This is a genomic window from Pseudomonas sp. URIL14HWK12:I6, assembly GCF_000514195.1.
Classification (GTDB): domain Bacteria; phylum Pseudomonadota; class Gammaproteobacteria; order Pseudomonadales; family Pseudomonadaceae; genus Aquipseudomonas; species Aquipseudomonas putida_A.
The window spans coordinates 184113-207432 of the sequence record NZ_AZVL01000006.1 but is presented as its reverse complement, the minus strand read 5'-3'; the positions used below and the strand labels follow the sequence as shown (position 1 = coordinate 207432).

20 protein-coding genes are annotated in these 23320 nt (G+C 61.6%); 15 read left to right on the top strand and 5 right to left on the bottom strand.

Features of this window, described 5'->3' with window-relative positions:
• The 15 genes from rsmH (at window position 1) to lpxC (ending at window position 17361) form a co-directional block, all read left to right on the top strand.
• A complete protein-coding gene (gene rsmH, locus H043_RS0112715) occupies window positions 1-942 on the top strand; it encodes a 16S rRNA (cytosine(1402)-N(4))-methyltransferase RsmH (protein ID WP_097086287.1) in 942 nt (313 codons plus the stop codon).
• Window positions 939-1232: a cell division protein FtsL gene (gene ftsL / locus H043_RS0112710; RefSeq protein ID WP_007961627.1), complete on the top strand. Its 294-nt coding sequence runs from the start codon at window positions 939-941 to the stop codon at window positions 1230-1232. The genes rsmH and ftsL overlap by 4 nt, the downstream gene beginning before the upstream one ends.
• Complete coding sequence (locus H043_RS0112705; protein WP_177325626.1) at window positions 1232-2971, top strand: penicillin-binding protein 2; 1740 nt, start codon at window positions 1232-1234, stop codon at window positions 2969-2971. Before ftsL ends, H043_RS0112705 begins: the two co-directional genes overlap by 1 nt.
• Window positions 2971-4434 carry a UDP-N-acetylmuramoyl-L-alanyl-D-glutamate--2,6-diaminopimelate ligase gene (locus H043_RS0112700; protein ID WP_027612183.1) on the top strand — a complete coding sequence of 488 codons (1464 nt, stop codon included), beginning with the start codon at window positions 2971-2973 and terminating at the stop codon, window positions 4432-4434. The genes H043_RS0112705 and H043_RS0112700 overlap by 1 nt, the downstream gene beginning before the upstream one ends.
• Window positions 4427-5794, top strand: coding sequence for a UDP-N-acetylmuramoyl-tripeptide--D-alanyl-D-alanine ligase (murF, locus tag H043_RS0112695; RefSeq protein ID WP_027612182.1), 1368 nt, complete (start codon window positions 4427-4429; stop codon window positions 5792-5794). The genes H043_RS0112700 and murF overlap by 8 nt, the downstream gene beginning before the upstream one ends.
• Window positions 5794-6876 carry a phospho-N-acetylmuramoyl-pentapeptide-transferase gene (gene mraY, locus H043_RS0112690; RefSeq protein WP_025109289.1) on the top strand — a complete coding sequence of 361 codons (1083 nt, stop codon included), beginning with the start codon at window positions 5794-5796 and terminating at the stop codon, window positions 6874-6876. Before murF ends, mraY begins: the two co-directional genes overlap by 1 nt.
• Before the next feature lie 5 nt (window positions 6877-6881).
• A complete protein-coding gene (gene murD / locus H043_RS0112685; RefSeq protein WP_007961632.1) occupies window positions 6882-8228 on the top strand; it encodes a UDP-N-acetylmuramoyl-L-alanine--D-glutamate ligase in 1347 nt (448 codons plus the stop codon).
• The gene (gene ftsW / locus H043_RS0112680; protein ID WP_027612181.1) at window positions 8225-9442 is read left to right on the top strand and encodes a putative lipid II flippase FtsW; all 1218 of its coding nucleotides are present in this window, start codon (window positions 8225-8227) and stop codon (window positions 9440-9442) included. Before murD ends, ftsW begins: the two co-directional genes overlap by 4 nt.
• On the top strand, window positions 9432-10502 hold the full coding sequence (murG, locus tag H043_RS0112675; protein WP_027612180.1) for an undecaprenyldiphospho-muramoylpentapeptide beta-N-acetylglucosaminyltransferase: 1071 nt from the start codon (window positions 9432-9434) through the stop codon (window positions 10500-10502). Before ftsW ends, murG begins: the two co-directional genes overlap by 11 nt.
• Window positions 10495-11955 (top strand): UDP-N-acetylmuramate--L-alanine ligase, encoded by a 1461-nt coding sequence (murC, locus tag H043_RS0112670; protein ID WP_007961634.1) that lies wholly within the window; start codon window positions 10495-10497, stop codon window positions 11953-11955. Before murG ends, murC begins: the two co-directional genes overlap by 8 nt.
• Window positions 11952-12926 (top strand): D-alanine--D-alanine ligase, encoded by a 975-nt coding sequence (locus H043_RS0112665; protein WP_027612179.1) that lies wholly within the window; start codon window positions 11952-11954, stop codon window positions 12924-12926. Before murC ends, H043_RS0112665 begins: the two co-directional genes overlap by 4 nt.
• A gap of 4 nt (window positions 12927-12930) precedes the next feature.
• On the top strand, window positions 12931-13797 hold the full coding sequence (locus H043_RS0112660) for a cell division protein FtsQ/DivIB (RefSeq protein WP_007961636.1): 867 nt from the start codon (window positions 12931-12933) through the stop codon (window positions 13795-13797).
• Window positions 13798-13812: 15 nt separating this feature from the next.
• A complete protein-coding gene (gene ftsA, locus H043_RS0112655; protein WP_003228014.1) occupies window positions 13813-15072 on the top strand; it encodes a cell division protein FtsA in 1260 nt (419 codons plus the stop codon).
• Between the two features lie 68 nt (window positions 15073-15140).
• Window positions 15141-16337, top strand: a complete 1197-nt coding sequence (gene ftsZ / locus H043_RS0112650; RefSeq protein ID WP_007961637.1) for a cell division protein FtsZ — start codon at window positions 15141-15143, stop codon at window positions 16335-16337.
• Between the two features lie 112 nt (window positions 16338-16449).
• Window positions 16450-17361 (top strand): UDP-3-O-acyl-N-acetylglucosamine deacetylase, encoded by a 912-nt coding sequence (lpxC, locus tag H043_RS0112645; protein ID WP_007961638.1) that lies wholly within the window; start codon window positions 16450-16452, stop codon window positions 17359-17361.
• A gap of 176 nt (window positions 17362-17537) precedes the next feature.
• On the opposite strand, the gene H043_RS0112640 is transcribed toward lpxC, so the two are convergent.
• The 5 genes from H043_RS0112640 to H043_RS0112620 all read right to left on the bottom strand — a co-directional run bounded on the left by H043_RS0112640 (window position 17538) and on the right by H043_RS0112620 (window position 23312).
• Window positions 17538-19046, bottom strand: a complete 1509-nt coding sequence (locus tag H043_RS0112640; protein WP_027612178.1) for a sensor domain-containing diguanylate cyclase — start codon at window positions 19044-19046, stop codon at window positions 17538-17540.
• A gap of 210 nt (window positions 19047-19256) precedes the next feature.
• Window positions 19257-20573 carry an OprD family porin gene (locus H043_RS0112635; RefSeq protein WP_027612177.1) on the bottom strand — a complete coding sequence of 439 codons (1317 nt, stop codon included), beginning with the start codon at window positions 20571-20573 and terminating at the stop codon, window positions 19257-19259.
• Window positions 20574-20770: 197 nt separating this feature from the next.
• Entirely contained in the window at window positions 20771-20992 is a 222-nt protein-coding gene (locus tag H043_RS0112630; protein ID WP_027612176.1) for a hypothetical protein, read from the bottom strand.
• 288 nt (window positions 20993-21280) lie between these two features.
• On the bottom strand, window positions 21281-22645 hold the full coding sequence (locus H043_RS0112625; protein WP_027612175.1) for a heavy metal sensor histidine kinase: 1365 nt from the start codon (window positions 22643-22645) through the stop codon (window positions 21281-21283).
• A complete protein-coding gene (locus H043_RS0112620; RefSeq protein ID WP_007916978.1) occupies window positions 22635-23312 on the bottom strand; it encodes a heavy metal response regulator transcription factor in 678 nt (225 codons plus the stop codon). The genes H043_RS0112625 and H043_RS0112620 overlap by 11 nt, the downstream gene beginning before the upstream one ends.
• Between the last annotated feature and the right edge of the window lie 8 nt (window positions 23313-23320).

The following is a 23320-nucleotide window of genomic DNA, read 5'->3' as shown; positions in this document are numbered from 1 at the left end:
ATTGATAGCGGCTTTAACCACATCACCGTACTGCTTGACGAAGCCGTCGAGGCTCTCGCCGTACGTCCTGATGGCTGCTATCTGGACGGTACGTTCGGGCGCGGCGGGCACAGTCGGCTGATCCTCAGCCAGCTCGGGACGGACGGTCGACTCATCGGGTTCGACAAAGATCCACAAGCGATTGCCACCGGGCAAACGCTAGCGGCCGAAGACGGCCGCTTTGTCGTTGTGCAGCGCAGCTTTGCCGAGCTGGGTTCGGTGGTTGCCGAGCGAGGTCTGAGCGGCAAGGTCAGCGGTATCCTGCTCGATCTCGGCGTGTCTTCGCCGCAGCTCGACGACGCCGAACGCGGCTTCAGTTTCCTTAACGACGGCCCGCTGGACATGCGCATGGATCCGTCCCGTGGCATCAGCGCCGCCGAGTTCGTCAACACCGCGCCGGTAGAAGAAATCGCCCGGGTGTTCAAGGAATACGGCGAAGAACGTTTCTCCGGGCGCATGGCCCGTGCCGTGGCCGAGCGCCGCGACATCAAGCCGTTCGAGCGCACCGCTGATCTGGCCGAAGTCTTGAAAGTCGCCAACCCGGCGTGGGAGAAGGGCAAGAACCCGGCGACCCGTGCATTCCAGGGTTTGCGCATTCACGTCAACAACGAACTGGGCGATCTGGAAGCCGGCCTCGAAGCCGCCCTGGATGCTCTGGAAATCGGTGGCCGTCTGGTGGTCATCAGCTTCCACTCGCTGGAAGACCGCATCGTCAAACTGTTCATGCGCAAGCTGGTAAAAGGCGAAGCCGACAACCTGCCGCGCAACCTGCCCGTGCGCCACGTGGCGTTCGAACCGAAAATCAAAATCCACGGCAAAGCGCAGACGGCCTCCGACGCCGAACTCAAAGCCAACCCACGTTCCCGTAGCGCTGTCATGCGTGTCGCGGAGAAGTTGCGGTGAGCAAGCTTTTCGCCAAGCCCCTGCCGGGCGGCAGCTTTATCATGCTGCTGCTGTTTATCGGCGTGCTCGTGTCGGCCATCGGCGTGTCTTACAGCGCGCACTGGAACCGGCAGTTGCTCAACAATCTTTATAACGAACTCAGCGTGCGCGACAAGGCGCAGGCCGAGTGGGGGCGCCTGATTCTCGAGCAAAGCACCTGGACTGCGCACAGCCGCATCGAAGTGCTGGCCACTGAACAACTGAAAATGCACATCCCTGGCGCGGCTGACGTGAAGATGGTGGCGCCATGATGAAACTCGAAGGGGCACTCTTTCCGTGGCGCTTCCGCCTGATGGTGGCACTGCTGGGCGTGATGGTTGCGGCGATCTGCTGGCGCATCATCGACCTGCAAGTGGTTGACCGTGACTTCCTCAAAGGTCAGGGCGACGCACGCAGTCTGCGTCATATTCCGATTCCTGCTCACCGTGGTCTGATCACCGACCGCAATGGCGAACCTCTGGCCGTGAGTACCCCGGTGACTACGCTGTGGGCCAACGCCAAGGAAATGCAGACCGCCAAAGAGAAGTGGCCGGCGCTGGCCGCTGCGCTGGGGCAGGATCCGAAAGCCCTGACCGAGCGTCTCGAAGCCCAGGCCAACAAAGAATTCATTTATCTGGTGCGCGGGCTGACCCCCGAGCAGGGCCAGGCTGTGCTCGACTTGAAAGTGCCGGGCGTTTACGGCATCGAAGAATTCCGCCGCTTCTATCCGGCCGGTGAAGTCACCGCGCACATGGTCGGCTTTACCGACATTGACGATCACGGGCGTGAAGGCGTCGAGCTGGCCTACGACGAGTGGCTGGCCGGTGTCCCGGGCAAGCGGCAGGTCATCAAGGATCGGCGCGGTCGGCTGATCAAGGATGTCCAGGTCACCAAGAACGCCAAGGCCGGCAAGCCCTTGGCGTTGTCGATTGACCTGCGTCTGCAATACCTGGCCAACCGCGAGCTGCGCAACGCGATCATCGAGAACGGCGCCAAGGCCGGCAGCCTGGTGATCATGGACGTGAAGACCGGCGAGATTCTCGCCATGGTCAACCAGCCGACCTACAACCCGAACAACCGGCGCAACCTGCAGCCGGCGATGATGCGTAACCGCGCGATGATCGACGTGTTCGAACCGGGTTCGACCATGAAAGCGATCTCGATGAGTGCCGCGATCGAAACCGGCCGCTGGAAACCGAGCGACACCGTCGAGGTGTACCCGGGCTCCCTGCAGATCGGCAAATACACCATCAAGGACGTGTCGAAGACCGAAGGTCCGGTACTCGACCTGACCGGCATCCTGATCAATTCCAGTAACGTTGGCATGAGTAAGGTTGCGTTCGATATTGGTGGCGAAACCATTTTCCGCCTCGCACAGAAAGTCGGCCTCGGCCAGGACACCGGCCTCGGCTTCCCGGGCGAGCGCGTCGGCAACCTGCCGAATTACCGTGAATGGCGCAAGGCCGAAACTGCGACGCTGTCTTACGGCTACGGTATTTCCGTGACGGCGATCCAGCTGGTGCACGCGTTCTCGGCGCTGGCCAACAACGGTCGTCTGGCACCGCTGACCCTGATCAAAACCGACAAGCCGCCGCAGACCACCCAGGTACTGCCGGAAGCGGTCGCGAAAACCATGCAAGGCATGCTGCAACAAGTGATCGAAGCACCGCGCGGCGTGTTCCGTGCGCAGGTGCCGGCGTATCACGTGGCCGGCAAGTCGGGTACTGCACGTAAAACGTCGGTGGGCACCAAGGGCTACGCCGAAAACTCGTACCGTTCGCTGTTCGCCGGTTTCGGCCCGATGAGCGATCCGCGTTACGCCATCGTGGTGGTGATCGATGAACCGTCCAAGGCCGGTTACTTCGGTGGTCTGGTGTCGGCGCCGGTGTTCAGTCGTGTGATGTCCGGCACCCTGCGTCTGATGAACGTGACCCCGGACAACCTGCCGACCACTCAACAGGCCAACGCTACCCCGGTCGTTCCGCTGAAAGCCAATGGAGGGCGCGGCTGATGTCTCTGAGTCTGAACAAGATATTCCCCCACGCCGGCCACGATCTGCTGATCCGTGAGTTGGCGCTGGACAGCCGCAACGTACGCGCGGGTGACCTGTTCCTCGCCGTGCCGGGCGGCAAGTTCGATGGCCGTGCGCACATCGCCGATGCCTTGCAGCGCGGCGCGGCGGCGGTTGCCTATGAAGTGGAAGGCGCCACCGTGCTGCCGATCACCGAAGTGCCGTTGATTCCGGTCAAAGGCTTGGCGGCGCAGCTGTCCGACATCGCCGGGCGCTTTTATGGCGAACCGAGCCATCACCTGAACCTGATCGGCGTCACCGGCACCAACGGCAAGACCAGCGTGACCCAACTGGTCGCGCAGGCACTGGATCTGCTCGGTCAGCACTGCGGCATCGTCGGTACGCTGGGCTCCGGCTTCTATGGCGCGCTGGAAAGCGGCCTGCACACCACGCCGAATCCGATCGCCGTGCAAGCAACCTTGGGCGACCTGAAAAAGGCCGGGGCCAAAGCCGTGGCCATGGAAGTCTCGTCACACGGTCTGGACCAGGGCCGCGTTACCGCATTGGCGTTCGACGTCGCGGTAATGACCAACCTGTCCCGCGATCACCTGGATTACCACGGCACCATGGAGGCGTATGCCGAGGCCAAGGCCAAGCTGTTCGCCTGGAATGACCTGAAGTGCCGCGTGGTCAACCTCGACGACGATTTCGGTCGGCAACTGGCCGCCGAAAAACGCGATTCGCGCCTGATCACCTACAGCCTGCTCGACAGCAGCGCCTACCTGTTCTGCCGTGAAGCGCAGTTCGATGACCACGGCGTACGCGCCACGCTGGTCACGCCGCAGGGCGAACATCATCTGCGCAGCACGCTGCTCGGTCGATTCAACCTGAGCAACGTACTGGCGGCGGTCGGCGCCTTGCTCGGTCTGGATTATGCTCTCGACGAAATTCTCAAGGTGCTGCCGAAACTCGAAGGCCCGGCCGGACGCATGCAGCGTCTGGGTGGCGGCACTCAGCCGCTGGTGGTGGTCGATTACGCCCACACCCCGGATGCCCTGGAAAAAGTTCTGACTGCATTGCGCCCACACGTCAAAGGCCAGTTGCTGTGCCTGTTCGGCTGTGGCGGTGATCGTGATCGTGGCAAGCGTCCGCTGATGGCCGAAGTGGTCGAGCGTCTGGCTGATCGCGTACTGGTCACCGATGACAACCCGCGCACGGAAGACCCGGCGCAGATTTTTGACGACATCCGCGCCGGTTTCAGCGCTGTGGATAACGTCACCTTCGTCGCCGGCCGTGGTCAGGCGATTGCGCAACTGATCGCTGGCGCTTCGGCGGATGACGTGATCGTGCTGGCCGGTAAAGGTCACGAGGACTATCAGGAAATCAACGGCGAGCGGCACGCTTTCTCCGATCTGGTCGAGGCCGATCATGCCCTCACCGCGTGGGAGGTGGCCCATGCTTAAGGCCCTGACATTGAGCGAACTGACCAACGTGCTCGACGCCCGTCTGATCAGCAGCGACGCCAGTTTTGATGGCGTCAGCATCGACAGCCGTGCGATCACCGCTGGCCAACTGTTTATTGCCCTGACCGGTCCGCGCTTCGATGGTCACGACTATCTGAACGACGTCGCTGGCAAGGGCGCGGTGGCGGCACTGGTCGAGCGCGAAGTCGTCGACAGCACCTTGCCGCAACTGCTGGTCAAGGACACCCGCCAGGCCCTCGGCCAGTTGGGTGCGTTGAACCGTGCCGCATTCACCCAGCCAGTCGCGGCCATCACTGGCTCCAGCGGCAAGACCACGGTCAAGGAAATGCTCGCGAGCATATTGCGTACCCGCGGTCCGGTGCTGGCGACGCGCGGCAATCTGAACAATGATCTGGGCGCACCGCTGACCCTGCTCGAACTGGCCCCGGAACACACCGCCGCCGTAATCGAACTGGGCGCTTCGCGTCTGGGCGAAATCGCCTACACCGTCGGGCTGACCAAGCCACACGTGGCGATCCTCAACAACGCTGGCACCGCCCACGTTGGCGAGTTCGGCGGGCCGGAAAAAATCGTCGAAGCCAAAGGCGAGATCATCGACGGGCTGGCGGCGGATGGCGTCGCTGTGCTCAACCTCGATGACAAGGCCTTTGGTATCTGGAAGCTCCGCGCCGGCGCACGCAAAGTGCTGACCTTCTCCCTGAGCAATTCTCAGGCAGATTTCCACGCCAGCGACCTGAGCACCGATGCCCGGGGTTGCCCGGCCTTCAACCTGCATACACCTGAAGGTGTGGAGCACGTTCAACTGAACCTGCTCGGCACCCATAACGTCGCCAACGCCATGGCTGCCGCCGCTGCCGCTCACGCCTTGGGCGTGTCGCTGTTCGGCATTGCCACCGGGCTTGGCGCAGTACAACCGGTCAAGGGTCGCACCGTCGCGCAACTGGCGAAGAACGGCATGCGCGTGATCGATGACACTTACAACGCAAACCCCACCTCCATGTGCGCGGCCGTTGATATACTCGCCGGCTTTTCCGGCCGCACCGTCCTGGTGCTCGGAGATATCGGCGAGTTGGGCGACTGGGCGGAGCAGGGGCACCGCGACGTGGGCGAATACGCCCGGGGCAAGGTTTCCGCGCTTTACGCGGTCGGGCCGAACATGGTCCACGCCGTGAACGCATTCGGTAAAGAGGCGCATCACTTCGGCACGCAAGCCGAACTGATCCACGCCCTCGACGCCGAGCAGGACACAAACACCACCATTTTGATCAAGGGTTCGCGCAGTGCAGCGATGGAAAACATCGTTGCGGCTCTGTGCGGGTCCAGTCTGGAGAAACATTAATGCTGCTGCTGCTAGCGGAGTATCTGCAACAGTTCTACAAAGGCTTCGCGGTCTTCCAGTACCTGACCCTGCGCGGGATCCTCGGTGTGCTGACCGCGCTGGTTTTGTCGCTGTGCTATGGCCCGTGGATGATCCGCACCCTGCAGAACCGTCAGATCGGCCAGTCCGTTCGTAATGACGGCCCGCAATCGCACCTGTCCAAGTCGGGTACGCCAACCATGGGCGGCGCGTTGATTCTGTCTTCCATCGGTGTCAGCACCCTGTTGTGGGCTGACCTGAGCAACCGCTACGTGTGGGTCGTGCTGCTGGTGACTCTGCTGTTCGGCGCCATCGGCTGGGTCGACGATTACCGCAAAGTGATCGAGAAGAACTCCCGTGGCTTGCCAAGCCGCTGGAAATATTTCTGGCAGTCGGTCTTTGGCCTGGGCGCAGCGATCTTCCTTTATATGACCGCCACCACGCCGGTGGAGACCACGCTGATCCTGCCGATGCTCAAGGACTACAGCATTCCGCTGGGCGCCGGGTTCATCGTGCTGACCTACTTCGTGATCGTCGGCTCAAGCAACGCGGTCAACCTGACCGACGGTCTCGACGGTCTGGCGATCATGCCAACCGTGATGGTCGGCGGCGGTCTGGGGATCTTCTGCTACCTGTCGGGTAACGTGAAATTCGCTGAATACCTGCTGATCCCTTACGTGCCGGGTGCGGGCGAACTGATCGTGTTCTGCGGCGCACTGATCGGTGCCGGCCTCGGATTCCTCTGGTTCAACACCTATCCGGCGCAAGTGTTCATGGGCGACGTCGGTGCTCTGGCACTGGGCGCGGCACTGGGCACCATCGCAGTGATCGTCCGTCAGGAAATCGTCCTGTTCATCATGGGCGGCGTGTTCGTGATGGAAACCCTGTCGGTGGTTATCCAGGTTGCCTCTTTCAAGCTGACCGGGCGCCGTGTGTTCCGCATGGCACCGATTCACCACCACTTTGAACTCAAGGGCTGGCCCGAGCCACGCGTGATCGTCCGTTTCTGGATCATCACCGTGATTCTCGTGCTGATCGGCCTTGCCACCCTGAAGCTGAGGTAGAACGAGTGTCTCTGATCGCTTCTGACCACTTCCGCATCGTTGTCGGCCTCGGCAAGAGCGGCATGTCCCTGGTTCGCTTCCTGGCGAACCGGGGCGTGTCGTTTGCCGTCGCCGATACGCGGGACAATCCACCGGAACTGGCCACGCTCAAGCGTGACTATCCGCACGTGGAAGTGCGTTGTGGCGAGCTGGACGTCGAATTCCTGTGCCGTGCCGACGAGCTCTACGTGAGCCCTGGCCTGGCGCTGGCGACCCCGGCCCTGCAAGCCGCTGCCGCCCGTGGCGTGAAAATGGCCGGCGACATCGAGCTGTTCGCGCGTAACGCGCGGGCGCCGATCGTGGCCATCACCGGTTCCAACGCGAAAAGCACCGTCACCACTTTGGTCGGCGAGATGGCGGCTGCGGCCGGCAAACGCGTCGCGGTGGGCGGCAACCTCGGTACGCCAGCACTGGAACTGCTCAGCGATGACGTCGAGCTGTACGTGATGGAGCTGTCGAGCTTCCAGCTGGAAACCACCGACCAGCTCAACGCTGAAGTGGCCACCGTGCTGAACATTAGCGAAGACCATATGGACCGCTACAGCGGCCTGCCGGCGTACCACCTCGCCAAGCACCGGATCTTCCGTGGCGCGAAGCAGTTCGTGGTCAATCGTCAGGATGCACTCAGTCGTCCGCTGATCGGCGAAGGCCAGCCTTGCTGGACCTTCGGCCTGAACAAACCGGATTTCAAGGCCTTCGGCCTGCGCGAAGAAGACGGCGAGAAATACCTGGCCTTCGAATTCCAGAACCTGATGCCAGTGCGCGAACTGAAAGTGCGCGGCGCGCATAACCAGGCGAACGCCCTCGCGGCGCTGGCGCTCGGCCATGCGGTCGGCTTGCCGTTCGACGCCATGCTTGATGCCCTGCGTAACTTCACCGGCCTCGAACACCGCTGCCAGTGGCTGCGTGATCTCGACGGCGTCGGTTACTACAACGATTCCAAAGCCACTAACGTCGGCGCCGCACTGGCCGCCATCGAAGGCCTGGGTGCGGATATCGACGGCAAGGTCGTGCTGATCGCCGGTGGCGACGGCAAAGGCGCCGAGTTCAACGACCTGCGCGATCCGGTGGCGGCCAACTGCCGCGCCGTGATCCTGATGGGCCGCGACTCGGACAAGATCGGCGAGGCCATCGGTGACGCCGTGCCACTGATTCGCGCGACCTCGCTGGTCGACGCCGTTGCGCAGTGCCGCGCGGTCGCCCAGCCGGGTGACGTGGTGCTGCTGTCGCCGGCCTGCGCCAGTTTCGACATGTTCAAGAATTACGAAGACCGTGGTCACCAGTTCGTCCGCGCCGTGGAGGATCTGGCATGAGCCCGCGCAATATCATCAAGCCGTACCCGTCGCCGATCATCACCGGGCGTGGCATCGACCTCGACTTCCCGATGCTCGCCGGTTGCCTGGCGCTGCTGGGCCTGGGCCTGATCATGATCGCCTCCGCTTCCACCGAAGTGGCGGCGGCGCAGTCGGGCAGCGCGCTGTATTACATGATTCGCCACCTGATCTACGTGGCACTGGGCCTGGGTGCCTGCATCATCACCATGATGATTCCGATTGCCACCTGGCAGCGTCTGGGCTGGATGATGCTGATCGGCGCATTCGGTCTGCTGGTGATGGTGATCGTCCCGGGGATCGGCCGTGAAGTGAACGGGTCGATGCGCTGGATCGGTTTCAGCTTCTTCAACGTGCAACCGTCGGAGATCGCCAAGGTCTTCGTGGTGATCTACCTCGCCGGGTATCTGGTACGCCGGCAGAAAGAAGTGCGCGAGAGCTGGATGGGCTTTTTCAAGCCGTTCATCGTGCTGCTGCCCATGGCGGGTCTGTTGCTGATGGAGCCGGACTTCGGTGCCACCGTGGTAATGATGGGGGCTGCGGCGGCGATGCTGTTCCTCGGCGGGGTCGGGCTGTTCCGCTTCTCGCTGATGGTGGTACTGGCAGTCGGGGCCGTGGTCTTGCTGATTCAGATGCAGCCCTACCGGATGGCGCGTCTGACTAACTTCGCCGACCCGTGGGCCGACCAGTTCGGCGCCGGTTATCAGTTGTCGCAGGCGTTGATCGCCTTCGGTCGCGGTGAGTGGCTGGGCGTTGGCCTGGGCAACAGCGTGCAGAAACAGTTCTACCTGCCTGAAGCGCATACCGACTTCGTGTTCTCCGTACTTGCCGAAGAGCTGGGTGCGGTGGGTTCGCTGTGCACCGTGGCGCTGTTCGTCTTCGTGTGTATTCGCGGCATGTACATCGGTCTGTGGGCCGAAAAAGCCAAGCAGTTCTTCGCCGCGTATGTGGCTTACGGTCTGTCGTTCCTGTGGATCGGTCAGTTCCTGATCAACATCGGCGTGAACGTCGGCCTGCTGCCGACGAAAGGCCTGACCCTGCCGTTCCTCAGTTATGGCGGCAGTTCCCTGGTGATCTGCTGCGCCTGCCTTGGCTTGTTGCTGAGGATCGAGTGGGAGAGTCGAACCCACCTGGGCAGTGAAGAGATGGAGTTCCATGAGAGCGACTTCGCCGAGGAGCCGAACCATGGGCGCTAACGTATTGATCATGGCCGGCGGCACCGGCGGCCACGTGTTCCCGGCGCTGTCCTGTGCCCGCGAATTCCAGGCGCGCGGCTACACCGTGCATTGGCTCGGCACGCCACGCGGGATCGAAAACGAACTGGTGCCGGCTGCAGGTCTTGAACTGCATCGCATCAATGCCACCGGGTTGCGTGGCAAGGGCAAGCTGTCGCTGCTCAAGGCACCGTTCATGTTGCTCAAGTCGGTGTGGCAGGCGCGGGCGGTGATTCGCAAGCTGCGTCCAGTCTGCGTGGTCGGCTTCGGTGGTTATGTGACCGGGCCTGGCGGTATTGCCGCGAAACTGGCCGGTGTGCCGGTGATCGTTCACGAGCAGAACGCCGTGGCCGGCACCGCCAATCGGTTGCTGGTGCCGTTCGCCGCCCGGGTGTGTGAAGCATTCCCCGACACCTTTACTCTGTCGGACACCCGCCGTACCACCGGAAACCCGGTGCGCAGCGAGCTGTTCCTCGAAACATCGCGACCAGCCCTGGCGGGTCGCAAAGCGCGTTTGCTGATCCTCGGCGGAAGCCTGGGCGCAGAACCGTTGAACAAGTTGCTGCCTGAAGCCCTGGCGCAAGTCCCTGCCGATTTGCGTCCGGAAGTGTTTCATCAGGCCGGCAAAAACCACGATGAAGTGACTGCAGAGCGCTACCGCGCCGCCGGCGTGGATGCGCAGGTGCAGCCGTTCATCAAAGACATGGCCCAGGCCTATGGCTGGGCTGACCTGGTGGTGTGCCGCGCTGGCGCGCTGACCATCAGTGAGCTGGCTGCCGTTGGTCTGCCCTCGATGCTGGTGCCTTTGCCCCACGCGATCGACGATCACCAGACCCGCAACGCCGATTATTTGGCCCGTGAAGGCGCTGCCTTCGTGATGCCGCAAAGAACGACTGGTGCCGCGGACCTTGCCGCGCGCCTGACAGAGGTCTTGATGCAACCGCAACGACTCGAAGAAATGGCCCAAGCGGCCCGCCGTCTGGCCAAACCCGATGCCACCCGTAGCGTGGTCGATACCTGCCTGGAGGTGGCTCATGGTTGAGAATCAGAAAGCCATGCCACAACCGGAAATGCGCCGCATCCGTCGCATCCACTTCGTCGGTATCGGCGGCGTGGGCATGTGCGGCATCGCTGAAGTGTTGCTGAACCTGGGCTATGAAGTGTCCGGTTCCGACCTGAAGGCTTCGCCGGTGACCGAGCGTCTGGAATCGTTCGGGGCGCACATCTATATCGGCCACCGCGCCGAGAACGCTGCGACCGCCGACGTGCTGGTGGTTTCCAGCGCTGTGAACACCTCCAACCCGGAAGTGGCGACCGCCCTTGAGCGTCGTATCCCGGTGGTACCGCGTGCCGAGATGCTCGCCGAGCTGATGCGCTATCGCCACGGCATCGCCGTCGCCGGCACCCACGGCAAAACCACCACCACCAGCCTGATCGCTTCGGTGTTCGCCGCTGGTGGTCTGGACCCGACCTTCGTCATCGGTGGCCGTCTGAATGCGGCGGGCACCAATGCCCAGCTCGGCACCAGCCGCTACCTGATCGCCGAAGCCGACGAAAGCGACGCGAGTTTCCTGCACCTGCAACCGCTGGTGGCCGTGGTCACCAACATCGACGCCGACCACATGGCGACCTACGACGGTGACTTCAACAAGCTGAAGAAAACCTTCGTCGAGTTCCTGCACAACCTGCCGTTCTACGGTTTGGCGGTGATGTGCCTGGACGATCCGGTGGTGCGTGAAATCCTGCCATTGGTCAAGCGTCCGACCGTGACCTACGGCTTCAGCGAAGACGCCGACGTGCGTGCCATCAATGTGCGTCAGCAGGGCATGCAGACCTTCTTCACCGTGCTGCGCCCGGATCGCGAGCCGCTCGATGTGTCGGTGAACATGCCGGGCAACCACAACGTGCTCAACTCGCTGGCGACCATCTGCATCGCCACCGACGAAGGCGTCAGCGACGAAGCCATCGTCCAGGGCCTGTCCGGATTCCAGGGCGTTGGCCGACGCTTCCAGGTCTACGGCGAACTGCCGGTGGACGGCGGCAACGTGATGCTGGTCGACGACTACGGTCACCATCCGACCGAAGTCGCGGCCGTGATCAAAGCCGTGCGTGGTGGCTGGCCGGAGCGCCGTCTGGTGATGGTCTACCAGCCGCATCGTTACAGCCGCACCCGCGACCTGTACGACGATTTCGTCAATGTACTGGCCGATGCCAACGTGCTGTTGCTGATGGAAGTCTATCCGGCCGGCGAAGAGCCGATCCCGGGCGCGGACAGCCGCAAGCTGTGCAACAGCATCCGTCAGCGCGGTCAGCTCGACCCGATCTACATCGAGCGCGGTGTCGACCTCGCGCCGCTGGTCAAACCGCTGCTGCGTGCCGGCGACATCCTGCTGTGCCAAGGCGCCGGGGATATCGGCGGTCTCGCGCCGAAGCTGTTGAAAAGTGAATTGTTCGCCGGCGCCGTGGCGGCGTCGGTCGAGGGGAAGTTGAAATGACTGCTGCCTACGCCAACCTGTTCTCCACCATCGCGCCGAAAGACTTCGGGCGTGTCGCCGTGCTGTTCGGTGGCATGAGTGCCGAGCGTGAGGTTTCGCTGAAATCCGGTAACGCTGTGCTCGACGCGCTGCAAAGCGCGGGCGTGGACGCGTTCGGGATCGACGTCGGCGAGGATTTTCTGCAGCGTCTGCTGAATGAAAAGATCGACCGCGCGTTCATCATTCTCCACGGTCGTGGCGGTGAAGACGGCTCGATGCAGGGCCTGCTCGAATGCGCCGGTATTCCTTACACCGGCAGCGGCATCCTCGCTTCGGCACTGGCGATGGACAAGCTGCGCACCAAGCAGGTCTGGCACAGCCTCGGGATTCCGACGCCGCGTCACGCCGTGCTGTGCAGCGAAGCCGATTGTATTTCCGCGGCGACGGAACTGGGCTTCCCTTTGATCGTCAAACCGGCGCATGAAGGTTCAAGTATCGGGATGGCCAAAGTGAGTTCTGCGTCCGAGTTGATCGACGCATGGAAAGCGGCCAGTACCTACGATTCGCAAGTCTTGGTTGAGCAATGGATTCAAGGTCCGGAGTTCACCATCGCCACCCTGCGTGACCAGGTGTTGCCTCCTATCGCCCTGGGTACACCGCACACGTTCTACGACTACGACGCCAAGTACATCGCCAACGATACCCAGTACCGCATTCCGTGCGGGCTGGATGCCGCCAAGGAGCAAGAACTCATGGATCTCACGGCCAAGGCCTGTGAGGCGCTGGGTATTGCCGGTTGGGGCAGGGCGGACGTGATGCAGGACGCCGACGGACAGTTCTGGTTCCTGGAAGTGAACACCGCACCGGGCATGACCGATCACAGTCTGGTGCCGATGGCGGCCCGTGCTGCCGGTCTGGACTTCCAGCAACTGGTTCTGGCCATTCTGGCCGCCAGTGTTGAAGGCTCCGGTAACACAGAGGCGCGAGGTTAAGACCATGCAAGGCGCTCATCTCAGACATCAGCCACCCGCACCCGGCCGCAAGCCGGTGCCGCGGGGTGCCAGCCGAATGGTGGCCAAAGAGCCGATGTCCGCGCGCCTGCCGAAAGCCAATTTCGGCTTTCTGAAAAGCCTGTTCTGGCCGGTGCTGCTGGTGGCGCTCGGGTTCGGTACCTACGAAGGCGCACAGCGTTTGCTGCCGTACGCCGATCGGCCGATCACCAAGATCGCCGTGCAGGGCGACCTGAGCTACATCAGTCAGCAAGCGGTGCAGCAGCGAATCGCCCCGTACGTGGCGTCGAGCTTCTTCACCATTGATCTGGCCAGCATGCGGACCGAGCTTGAGCAGATGCCATGGATCGCCCACGCCGAAGTACGCCGGGTGTGGCCGGATCAGGTGGTGATCCGCCTCGAAGAGCAACTGCCGGTGGCCCGTTGGGGCGACGAGTCGCTGCTCAACAACCAGGGTCAGGCCTTCACGCCAAAGGAGTTGGCGAACTACGAACACCTGCCACAGCTGTTCGGCCCACAACGGGCCCAGCAGCAAGTGATGCAGCAGTATCAGGTGCTGAGCCAGATGCTCCGGCCGCTGGGCTTCTCGATCGCGCGTCTGGAACTGCGTGAACGTGGCAGCTGGTTCCTGACCACCGGTGCCGGCAGCTCCGGCCCCGGCATCGAGTTGCTGCTGGGACGCGGCAACCTGGTGGAAAAGATGCGCCGCTTCATTGCCATCTATGACAAGACGCTTAAAGACCAGATTACGAACATTGCGCGCATCGATCTGCGCTACGCCAACGGCCTCGCTGTTGGCTGGCGGGAACCAGTAGCGCCGACGACAGCCCAACCCGCTGTCGCAAAGAATTAAGAAGAGGCAGGACCCATGGCAAACGTGCAAAGCGGCAAAATGATCGTCGGTCTGGATATCGGCACCTCCAAGGTGGTGGCGCTGGTAGGCGAGGTTGCGGACGACGGCACGCTGGAAATCGTCGGTATCGGTACTCACCCGTCCCGCGGCCTGAAGAAGGGCGTGGTGGTGAACATCGAGTCCACCGTGCAATCGATCCAGCGCGCGATCGAAGAAGCCCAACTGATGGCGGGCTGCCGCATTCACTCGGCTTTCGTCGGCGTGGCCGGCAATCACATCCGCAGCCTGAACTCCCACGGCATCGTGGCGATTCGTGATCGCGAAGTGAGCTCGGCTGACCTGGAGCGCGTACTCGACGCCGCCCAGGCCGTGGCGATCCCGGCTGACCAGCGCGTGCTGCACACCCTGCCGCAGGATTACGTGATCGATAACCAGGAAGGCGTCCGCGAGCCTCTGGGCATGTCCGGCGTCCGTCTGGAAGCCAAGGTTCACGTGGTCACCTGCGCCGTCAATGCTGCCCAGAACATTGAAAAATGCGTGCGTCGCTGCGGTCTGGAAATCGACGACATCATTCTCGAGCAACTGGCCTCGGCCTACTCGGTACTGACCGACGACGAAAAAGAGCTGGGCGTGTGCTTGGTCGACATCGGCGGCGGCACCACCGACATCGCGATCTTCACCGAAGGCGCGATCCGCCACACCGCGGTGATCCCGATTGCCGGTGATCAGGTGACCAACGACATCGCCATGGCGTTGCGCACCCCGACCCAGTACGCCGAAGAGATCAAGATCCGCTACGCCTGCGCCCTGGCCAAACTGGCCGGTGCCGGCGAAACCATCAAGGTGCCGAGCGTTGGCGACCGTCCACCGCGGGAACTGTCGCGTCAGGCCCTGGCCGAAGTGGTCGAGCCGCGTTACGACGAACTGTTCACCCTGATCCAGGCCGAGCTGCGTCGCAGCGGCTACGAAGACCTGATCCCGGCGGGCATCGTCCTGACCGGCGGTACGTCGAAGATGGAAGGTGCCACCGAACTGGCCGAAGAAATCTTCCACATGCCGGTGCGCCTGGGCGTGCCGCATGGCGTGAAGGGCCTGGATGACGTGGTGCGCAATCCGATTTATTCCACTGGCGTGGGCTTGTTGATGTACGGCCTGCAGAAGCAGTCCGACGGGATCTCGTTCTCGGGCATCGGCAGCCGCGACAGCTACAGCAACGATGAGCCACAGGCGCCGTTGCTGGACCGATTGAAGAAGTGGGTTCAAGGCAACTTCTAAAGCTTTACCGCAACACCGTTACAAAAATGCAGTAGGCGAAAAAACTAGAGAATGTAAGGAGAGGGAAAATGTTCGAACTCGTAGACAACATCCCCGCAAGCCCGGTAATCAAAGTTATCGGTGTTGGCGGTGGCGGCGGCAACGCTGTCAACCACATGGTCAAGAGCAACATCGAAGGCGTCGAATTCATCTGCGCCAACACTGATGCTCAAGCGCTGAAAAACATCGGCGCGCGTACCATCCTGCAACTGGGCACCGGCGTGACCAAAGGTCTGGGCGCTGGCGCCAACCCTGAAGTAGGTCGTCAGGCCGCTCTCGAAGACCGTGAGCGCATTGCCGAAGTCCTGCAGGGCACCAACATGGTGTTCATCACCACTGGCATGGGCGGCGGTACCGGTACCGGTGCTGCGCCGATCATCGCCGAAGTGGCCAAGGAAATGGGCATCCTGACCGTTGCGGTCGTGACCCGTCCGTTCCCGTTCGAAGGCCGCAAGCGTATGCAGATCGCCGACGAAGGCATCCGCATGCTCTCCGAAAGCGTCGACTCGTTGATCACCATCCCTAACGAGAAGCTGCTGACCATCCTCGGTAAAGACGCAAGCCTCTTGTCGGCTTTCGCCAAGGCTGACGACGTACTGGCCGGTGCCGTTCGCGGTATCTCCGACATCATCAAGCGTCCGGGCATGATCAACGTCGACTTCGCCGACGTGCGTACCGTGATGAGCGAAATGGGCATGGCGATGATGGGCACTGGCTGCGCCAGCGGTCCGAACCGTGCACGTGAAGCGACCGAAGCGGCCATCCGCAACCCGCTGCTGGAAGACGTGAACCTGCAAGGTGCACGCGGCATCCTGGTGAACATCACCGCCGGTCCTGACCTGTCCCTGGGCGAGTACTCCGACGTGGGTAGCATCATCGAAGCCTTCGCTTCCGAGCACGCAATGGTCAAGGTCGGTACCGTTATCGATCCGGACATGCGCGACGAACTGCACGTCACCGTGGTTGCCACCGGTCTGGGCGCGAAAATCGAGAAGCCTGTGAAGGTCATCGACAACACCGTTCACACCTCCATGGCTGCCGCTCAGGTTCAACAACCGGCTCCTGCGCGTCAGGAAGCTCCGGCGGTGAACTACCGTGACCTGGACCGTCCGACCGTCATGCGCAACCAGGCTCAGGCCGGTGCTGCGACTGCCGCGAAGATGAACCCGCAGGACGATCTGGATTACCTGGACATCCCGGCATTCCTGCGTCGTCAGGCCGATTGATGGAATGTATCAGGGCTATGACGGTGATTGGTGTTCAGCAAAGGCTCGGTCTGCTATTATCGCCAGCCTTTGTTGATACCAGTTCGCAATTTGCGCTGAAGCGGCCCAAGCCATGATTAAACAACGCACACTGAAAAATATTATCCGTGCCACAGGTGTAGGCCTGCATTCCGGGGAGAAGGTCTACCTGACCCTCAAGCCTGCGCCTGTCGACACTGGCATTGTGTTTTGTCGCGCTGACCTCGACCCTGTGGTGCAGATCCCTGCCCGCGCGGAAAACGTCGGTGAAACCACTATGTCGACGACGCTGATCAACGGCGACGTCAAAGTGGACACGGTAGAGCACTTGCTCTCGGCCATGGCTGGCCTGGGCATCGATAACGCCTACGTCGAGCTCTCCGCGTCCGAAGTCCCGATCATGGATGGCAGCGCTGGACCGTTCGTATTCCTGATTCAATCGGCTGGCCTGGAAGAGCAGGACGCCGCCAAGAAATTCATCCGCATCCTGCGTGAAGTGACAGTGGAAGATGGCGACAAGCGCGCCACTTTCGTCCCTTTCGAAGGGTTCAAGGTGAGCTTCGAGATCGACTTCGATCACCCGGTTTTCCGGGACCGCACCCAAAGTGCAAGCGTGGATTTTTCCAGCACTTCGTTCGTAAAAGAAGTCAGCCGCGCCCGTACTTTCGGTTTCATGAGTGACATCGAGTACCTGCGCAAGCACAACCTCGCACTCGGCGGCAGCGTTGAAAACGCGATCGTGGTTGATTCCGATGGTGTACTGAACGAAGACGGCCTTCGCTACGAAGACGAATTCGTGAAGCACAAGATCCTCGATGCGATTGGCGACCTGTACCTGCTGGGTAACAGCCTGATTGGTGAGTTCAAAGGCTTCAAGTCCGGTCATGCACTGAACAACCAGCTGCTGCGCAAGTTGATTGAGCAGACAGATGCGTGGGAAGTCGTGACGTTCGAAGACGCCAGCACCGCACCAATCTCTTACATGCGCCCGGTTGCGGCGGTGTAAGTAAAAAACCTCTCTAGTTTTTTGAAGGCCATCCTCGGATGGCCTTTTTTTATGCCTTGAATTTGATGTTGCCTGTTCAGGCCTCTTCGCGAGCAAGCCCGCTCCCACATTTTGGAATGCATTCCCCTGTGGGAGCGGGCTTGCTCGCGAAGAGGCCAGTTCAATCGCCGCAAAAATCAGCCAGCCACTACTATCCGGTTACGCCCACCTTCCTTGGCCTGATACAGCGCCTTGTCCGCTGCAAACAACAACTGCTCCAGCGTCATCTCGCTCGCCGCCGTCCACGTCGCGATGCCAATACTCACCGTCATCGGCCGTTCGGCCCCGTCGACCCTCGGCATCTGCTCGACCGCCTGGCGGATATGTTCGGCAATCTGTCGCGCGCCGCTGCTGTCGGTTTCGGCGAGTATCACCGAGAACTCTTCGCCACCGTAACGGGCGACCAGATCCCCTGGTCGTCGCACGTTCGCGGTGATTACCCTGGCCAGTTCGCGCAGCGCCTGATCACCGGCCTGGTGCCCATGCCGGTCGTTGAAGGCCTTGAAGTGGTCGGCATCGATCATCATCACCGACAGCGGCTTGCCCGAACGCTGGGCGCGGAACCATTCGTGGCGCAGCGCCTGATCGAGCATCCGCCGGTTGGCCACGCCGGTCAGCGCATCAGTGGCGGCCAGTTGTGCCAGTTCGCGTTCGGCGCGCTGGCGCAGGCGCAGCTCACGGGCAAGTAGCCAGGTCAGCCACAGCAGCCCGGCGCACAGCACGCCGGTGGCGCCGCTGATCAACAGCGCCGTGCGGCGCCAAGTGCCGAACACCTCATCACTGGACAGCGCGACCATAACGGTCAACGGCAGATTGCCGACCCGCGAGTAGGTGTAGAGCCGTTGCTGATGATCCATGCTCGAAGTGCTGGTGAAACTGCCACTGCCGTCCTTGTCGCCTAGAATCCGCACCACGTTGGGCCGGTTGCCGAAACTCTTGCCGATGGAGTCGCTTTGCAGATAAGGCTTCTGCGCCAGCAGCACGCCGTCGCTGTTGATGATGTTCAGCGTGCTGTCCTTGCCGATGTCGAGGCTGTTGAACAGTTGATCGAAGTAGTCGAGTTTCATCGACGCCACCGCCACGCCGGCGAATTCTCCAGTGTCCGAAGAAATCCGCCGACTGAAGCTGATTCGCCACTGATTGGCTTCGTCGCAATCGCAGCGGGTTTTGAATGGGCGGCTGATGAACATGCCCATGTCACGGTTGAAGGCATGGGCGAGAAAGTAATCGCGGTCGGCGAAGTTGCCCGGTTTGGGTTCGACGCGTGATGAGTCGGCGACCACATCGCCGTGCTTGTCGAGCAGGAGGATGTCGCCCTTGAAGCGTGCGGTGGTCGAGCGGTCGAACAGTGCCAGATGGCGGATCTGCGGGGTGACATCGCGCAAGTCGTCGCGCTGGGCGGCGGCGATCAGGCCTTGCAGGGTCAGGTCGTACAGCTCGACCGTGCGCAGGACGTCGGCGTCGATCAACTGGGCGATGGTGGTGGCGCTGCGGGTGGCCGATTCCTGAGCGTTGGCGTGCTCACGAATCAGCAGAAAAGTGACGATGCACAGAATCGCGATCACGGTCAGCGAACTGCCGCAGATCAGCAGCAATTCGGGGCGTCCGGTCTTGCCCGCCAGAGGTGGGGTACGGCTCGCGATCATGATGGGGGCTGTCGGTTGGGGTAAGACTTATAAGAGTAGTTGCACAAACACTGCTGCTGAAGCCAGAAACCATTCCCAATGTGGGAGCGAGCCTGCTCGCGAAAGCGCTGTGTCATTCAACCTGGATGTCGAATGGTAGACCGCTTTCGCGAGCAGGCTCGCTCCCACAGAGTGCATCACTGAATTTAAGACGGTGTTATGGCGCCGATCTTAGAAGACGTTGATCGGGTAGTCGACAATCACACGGTATTCATCGGTATCCGTATCAATCGCGCCGTAACCGTTGCCACCCCGGTTGGTCGCCCATTGCAGGCGGACCGCGAGGTCTTTTGCCTGACCGCTCTGCACCACGTATTTCAAATCGAGGTCGCGTTCCCAGTGCTTGGCGTTACGACCATCAGCGCTGTACCACGAGGCGTAGCCCTTGCTGCCCGGATCGACCTTGGTAAAGTCCACGGTGCCGCGCGAATAGGAAACTGCCGAAGTCAGGCCCGGCACACCGAGTCCGGCGAAGTCGTAGGCGTACTTGAGCTTCCACGAGCGTTCGTTCGGGCCGTTGAAGTCCGAGTACTGCTGCGAGTTGTCGAGGTAAACGCTGTCGCCCTGGCTGATGTAGTCGAACGGCGTGTTGCCGTTCACGCGCTGGTACGCAGCGGTGACGCTGTGGTTGCCGATGCCGACGGTCAAATGCAGGCTGTAGGTGTTGTTGTCGATGTTACCCAGCAGCGCGTCGCCGGTGTCCTGCGTGTGATAGAAGTGCAGGCCCGGGTTGAGGCTGACCAGATCGTTCAACTGCCAGGTGTAATCCAGGTCGTAGTAGTACTGGTTCCAGATGTCCTTCAGCTCGGCGGCGTACAGATTGCTGGTCAGGCCTTCGACGCCGCTCCAGGACACGCCGGCCCAGTTCAGGTGACGGCTTTCGTCGCCCTCGGCGAGTTTGCCGTAGGACGTGCCGATGCGCTGGCGACCGCTCTGATTGTACGGCTTGGTAAAACTGGCCTGGCCACCTTCGAACATCCAGCCGTCGAAGCTGTGGTTGGTCAGGCTCACGCCACGAAAGGTCTGCGGCAGCATGCGCGAATCACCGCCGGCAATCACCGGGTTGGTGAGGAACAGGTCACCGGCCTTCAGCTCGGTATCGAACGCGCGCATCTTCAACGTGCCGCCCGCAGTCGAGAACGAGCCCGGCGCTTTGCCGTTGCCATCGCTGATCGGCAGGATGCTCGAACCATCGGTACCGCCACCGCCGTCGAGCTTCAGCCCGAGCATGGCGTGGGCATCGATGCCGAAGCCGACCGTGCCTTCGGTGTAACCCGACTGGAAAATCCCGAGAAAACCCTGGCCCCACTCGATGTTGTCGTCCGTCTGCTGCAGACGGTTGCGATTCATGTAGTAGTTGCGGGCGTTGAGGTTGAGGCTCGAGCCTTCGATGAAGCCTTGTTTGGCGGCTTCGTCGGCATGAGCGGCGGGGGCAATCGTTGCGGCAATTGCAATGAACAGCGGGGTGAAGCGGACTGGGTAACGCACTTGCGATGGAGCTCCTTGGGTCAACTGACACTTCAATGTCTTGAGGTGCGGGATGTTTCTTGTTTTTTACAGACGAACCAAACGGCTTTCAGACCACAACGAAAAAAGGCCGCTGAAAGGCAGCGGCCTGCAAGGACGACGGTTGAACGGGAAGAGCCAAACAACCGCGTCGAGGGAAATGTTTCGCGGTGCGCGACTCAGCTGTCTTTCTCGGCCGCTTGAGCCTGGGAAGTGGCGGCTTGAGGGGCTTGCGAGGCGTCCTGCGACTTGGCCATCACTTCTGCCTGAGATTGTTCGAAGGCGTGAGCGCGAGCGGCATTCTGCGCTACGAACGCTTGCGATTCTTCAGCCATCGCCATCGGCGACAGGATCAATGAGGACAAAACGAAAGCGCTGGCAATACCCATACTGTTGGACATCTTGAAAACCTTCTTGCTTGGCAAGTGCTGTTTGGTGCGGGCAAAGATAAGGTTGCCGGGCGCCGAGAAACAGCGTGATTTTCATAAATGACTGTTACAGCACAAGCAAAGATCAACCGCGGGTTGACTCCATTCCCTGTGGCGAGGGGATTCATCCCCGATGGGCTGCGAAGCAGCCCTCAATCCTTTGTACTGGTTGTGTCAGGAAGATCGCGATTGCTGATTTTGGGGTCGCTTCGCAACCCATCGGGGATGAATCCCCTCGCCACAGGGGACTTTAATCAGCGATTAAACGGGGAGGTGGATGCCGAAGGTATTCATCCCCCGATCACTGCGCACAAACACATCGCCACCGTGCATCAGTGCAATCGCCTTGACGATCGCCAGCCCCAGCCCATGGTTGTTGCCGCTGTTGCTGCGCGAGGCATCGACCCGGTAGAAGCGCTCGAACAAGCGCGGCAAGTGCTCGCTGGCAATCGGCGATCCGGGGTTGGCCACGCCGATGCTGACCTGATGCTCTTCAACTTCGATGCACACCTCGATCACCTTGCCCGGCTCGGTGTGCTGCACGGCGTTGCTCAGCAGATTGATCAGTGCCCGGCGCAGATGCGCGATCTCGATCCGCACCTGCGCATCGCCACTGACGTGCACCTGCACTTGCGCATCTTCGAGGATGAAATCCAGGTACTCCAGCGTGGTCGCGACTTCATCGGCCAAAGAAGTCTCGGTCAGTTTGGTGGCCTTGCTGCCCTGGTCGGCGCTGGCCAGAAACAGCATGTCGTTGATGATCGAACGCAGGCGTTCCAGCTCTTCGAGGTTCGATTGCAGCACTTCGAAGTAATGCTCGGCGGAGCGCCCGCGGGTCAGCGCGACCTGGGTCTGGCCGATCAGGTTGGTCAGTGGCGAGCGCAGTTCATGGGCGACGTCGGCGTTGAACGATTCCAGGCGCGAATAGGCCTGTTCGACCCGCTCCAGGGTTGAGTTGAACGAGTCGACAAACTGCTCCAGCTCCGGTGGCAACGGTGACATGCGCAGGCGTCCGGCCCGTAGTGGCGGTGCCAGGCGCTGGGCTTCGTGAGACAGTTTGATCAGCGGCTTGAGACCGATCCGCGCCACCCAGTAACCCAGCGCCGAGGCCAGCAGCACGCCGACAATGGCCAGGCTGACCAAGGCGATCAGCAGGTTGTGCTGAGTCTCGTGGAAAGTCTCGGTATCGATGCCGATCATGAAGCGCAGCGGCGGGCGTTGATCCTTGGCCGGCAGTTCGGTGAGCAGCACTTTCAGCGGATAAGGATGCTCGGGCAACTGCAGGTCATGCATGCCCGTCGGGCCTTTGGCGAAGGCGCGGATTTGCGCGTCCGGCGCGCCGTACTCGTAACCGGGATCGCCGCTGACTACCCAGAAACGAATGCGCTTGTCTTCCTCGCCGAGCAGCTTGAGCTTGGCGTTGATCTTCACCCAATGCTCAGGCGTGCCATAACGATTGAGCGCCGACTCCAGTACGCTGTAACGCGCATCCAGCTCGGCTTCCGGCAGCAGACCCAGGCCTTTGTCGACCTGCTGATACAGCGCGCCGCCGATCAACAGAAACACCAGCAGCGCCACCAGCGTAAACATCCCGCTCAAACGCAGGGCGATGGAATTACTGGACACCACGGCTCTCCAGCACATAACCCATGCCACGAATGGTGTGCAGCAATTTCTCGTCGAACGGCCCGTCGAGCTTGGCGCGCAGACGCTTGATTGCGACTTCGACGACATTCGCGTCGCTGTCGAAATTGATGTCCCAGACCATCTCGGCAATCGCGGTTTTCGAGAGGATTTCACCTTGCCGGCGCGCCAGAACACTGAGCAGCGAGAACTCTTTCGCGGTCAGATCCAGCCGGGTGCCGGCGCGGGTGGCCTTGCGGCTGATCAGATCGATCCACAGGTCGGCGATGCTCACTTGCACCGGTTCATGGCCACCGCTGCGCCGGGTCAGCGCCTGCAGGCGGGCCACCAGTTCCAGAAAGGAAAACGGTTTGCCGAGGTAATCGTCGGCGCCGTCACGCAGGCCCTTGATGCGGTCTTCGACGCGCTCGCGGGCGGTGAGCATGATCACCGGGGTCTGCTTGCGTGCACGCAATGCGCGCAGCACGCCGAAGCCATCCAGGCCCGGCAGCATGACGTCGAGGACGATTACCGCGTAGTCGCTTTCCAGCGCCAGGTGCAGGCCTTCGACGCCGTCGCGGGCCAGATCCACGGTGTAACCCTGTTCCGTCAGACCGCGGTGCAGATAGTCCGCGGTTTTTTCCTCGTCTTCGATAATCAGAACGCGCATGACCCTGC

Excerpts from the sequence above, each read along its gene's own strand:
- H043_RS0112705 (WP_177325626.1), top strand. The coding sequence starts at position 1,232 with ATGAAACTCGAAGGGGCACTCTTTCCGTGGCGCTTCCGCCTGATGGTG.
- H043_RS0112700 (WP_027612183.1), top strand. The coding sequence starts at position 2,971 with ATGTCTCTGAGTCTGAACAAGATATTCCCCCACGCCGGCCACGATCTG.
- murF (WP_027612182.1), top strand. The coding sequence starts at position 4,427 with ATGCTTAAGGCCCTGACATTGAGCGAACTGACCAACGTGCTCGACGCC.
- mraY (WP_025109289.1), top strand. The coding sequence starts at position 5,794 with ATGCTGCTGCTGCTAGCGGAGTATCTGCAACAGTTCTACAAAGGCTTC.
- ftsW (WP_027612181.1), top strand. The coding sequence starts at position 8,225 with ATGAGCCCGCGCAATATCATCAAGCCGTACCCGTCGCCGATCATCACC.
- murG (WP_027612180.1), top strand. The coding sequence starts at position 9,432 with ATGGGCGCTAACGTATTGATCATGGCCGGCGGCACCGGCGGCCACGTG.
- murC (WP_007961634.1), top strand. The coding sequence starts at position 10,495 with ATGGTTGAGAATCAGAAAGCCATGCCACAACCGGAAATGCGCCGCATC.
- H043_RS0112665 (WP_027612179.1), top strand. The coding sequence starts at position 11,952 with ATGACTGCTGCCTACGCCAACCTGTTCTCCACCATCGCGCCGAAAGAC.
- H043_RS0112660 (WP_007961636.1), top strand. The coding sequence starts at position 12,931 with ATGCAAGGCGCTCATCTCAGACATCAGCCACCCGCACCCGGCCGCAAG.
- ftsA (WP_003228014.1), top strand. The coding sequence starts at position 13,813 with ATGGCAAACGTGCAAAGCGGCAAAATGATCGTCGGTCTGGATATCGGC.
- ftsZ (WP_007961637.1), top strand. The coding sequence starts at position 15,141 with ATGTTCGAACTCGTAGACAACATCCCCGCAAGCCCGGTAATCAAAGTT.
- lpxC (WP_007961638.1), top strand. The coding sequence starts at position 16,450 with ATGATTAAACAACGCACACTGAAAAATATTATCCGTGCCACAGGTGTA.
- H043_RS0112640 (WP_027612178.1), bottom strand. The coding sequence starts at position 19,046 with ATGATCGCGAGCCGTACCCCACCTCTGGCGGGCAAGACCGGACGCCCC.
- H043_RS0112630 (WP_027612176.1), bottom strand. The coding sequence starts at position 20,992 with ATGTCCAACAGTATGGGTATTGCCAGCGCTTTCGTTTTGTCCTCATTG.
- H043_RS0112620 (WP_007916978.1), bottom strand. The coding sequence starts at position 23,312 with ATGCGCGTTCTGATTATCGAAGACGAGGAAAAAACCGCGGACTATCTG.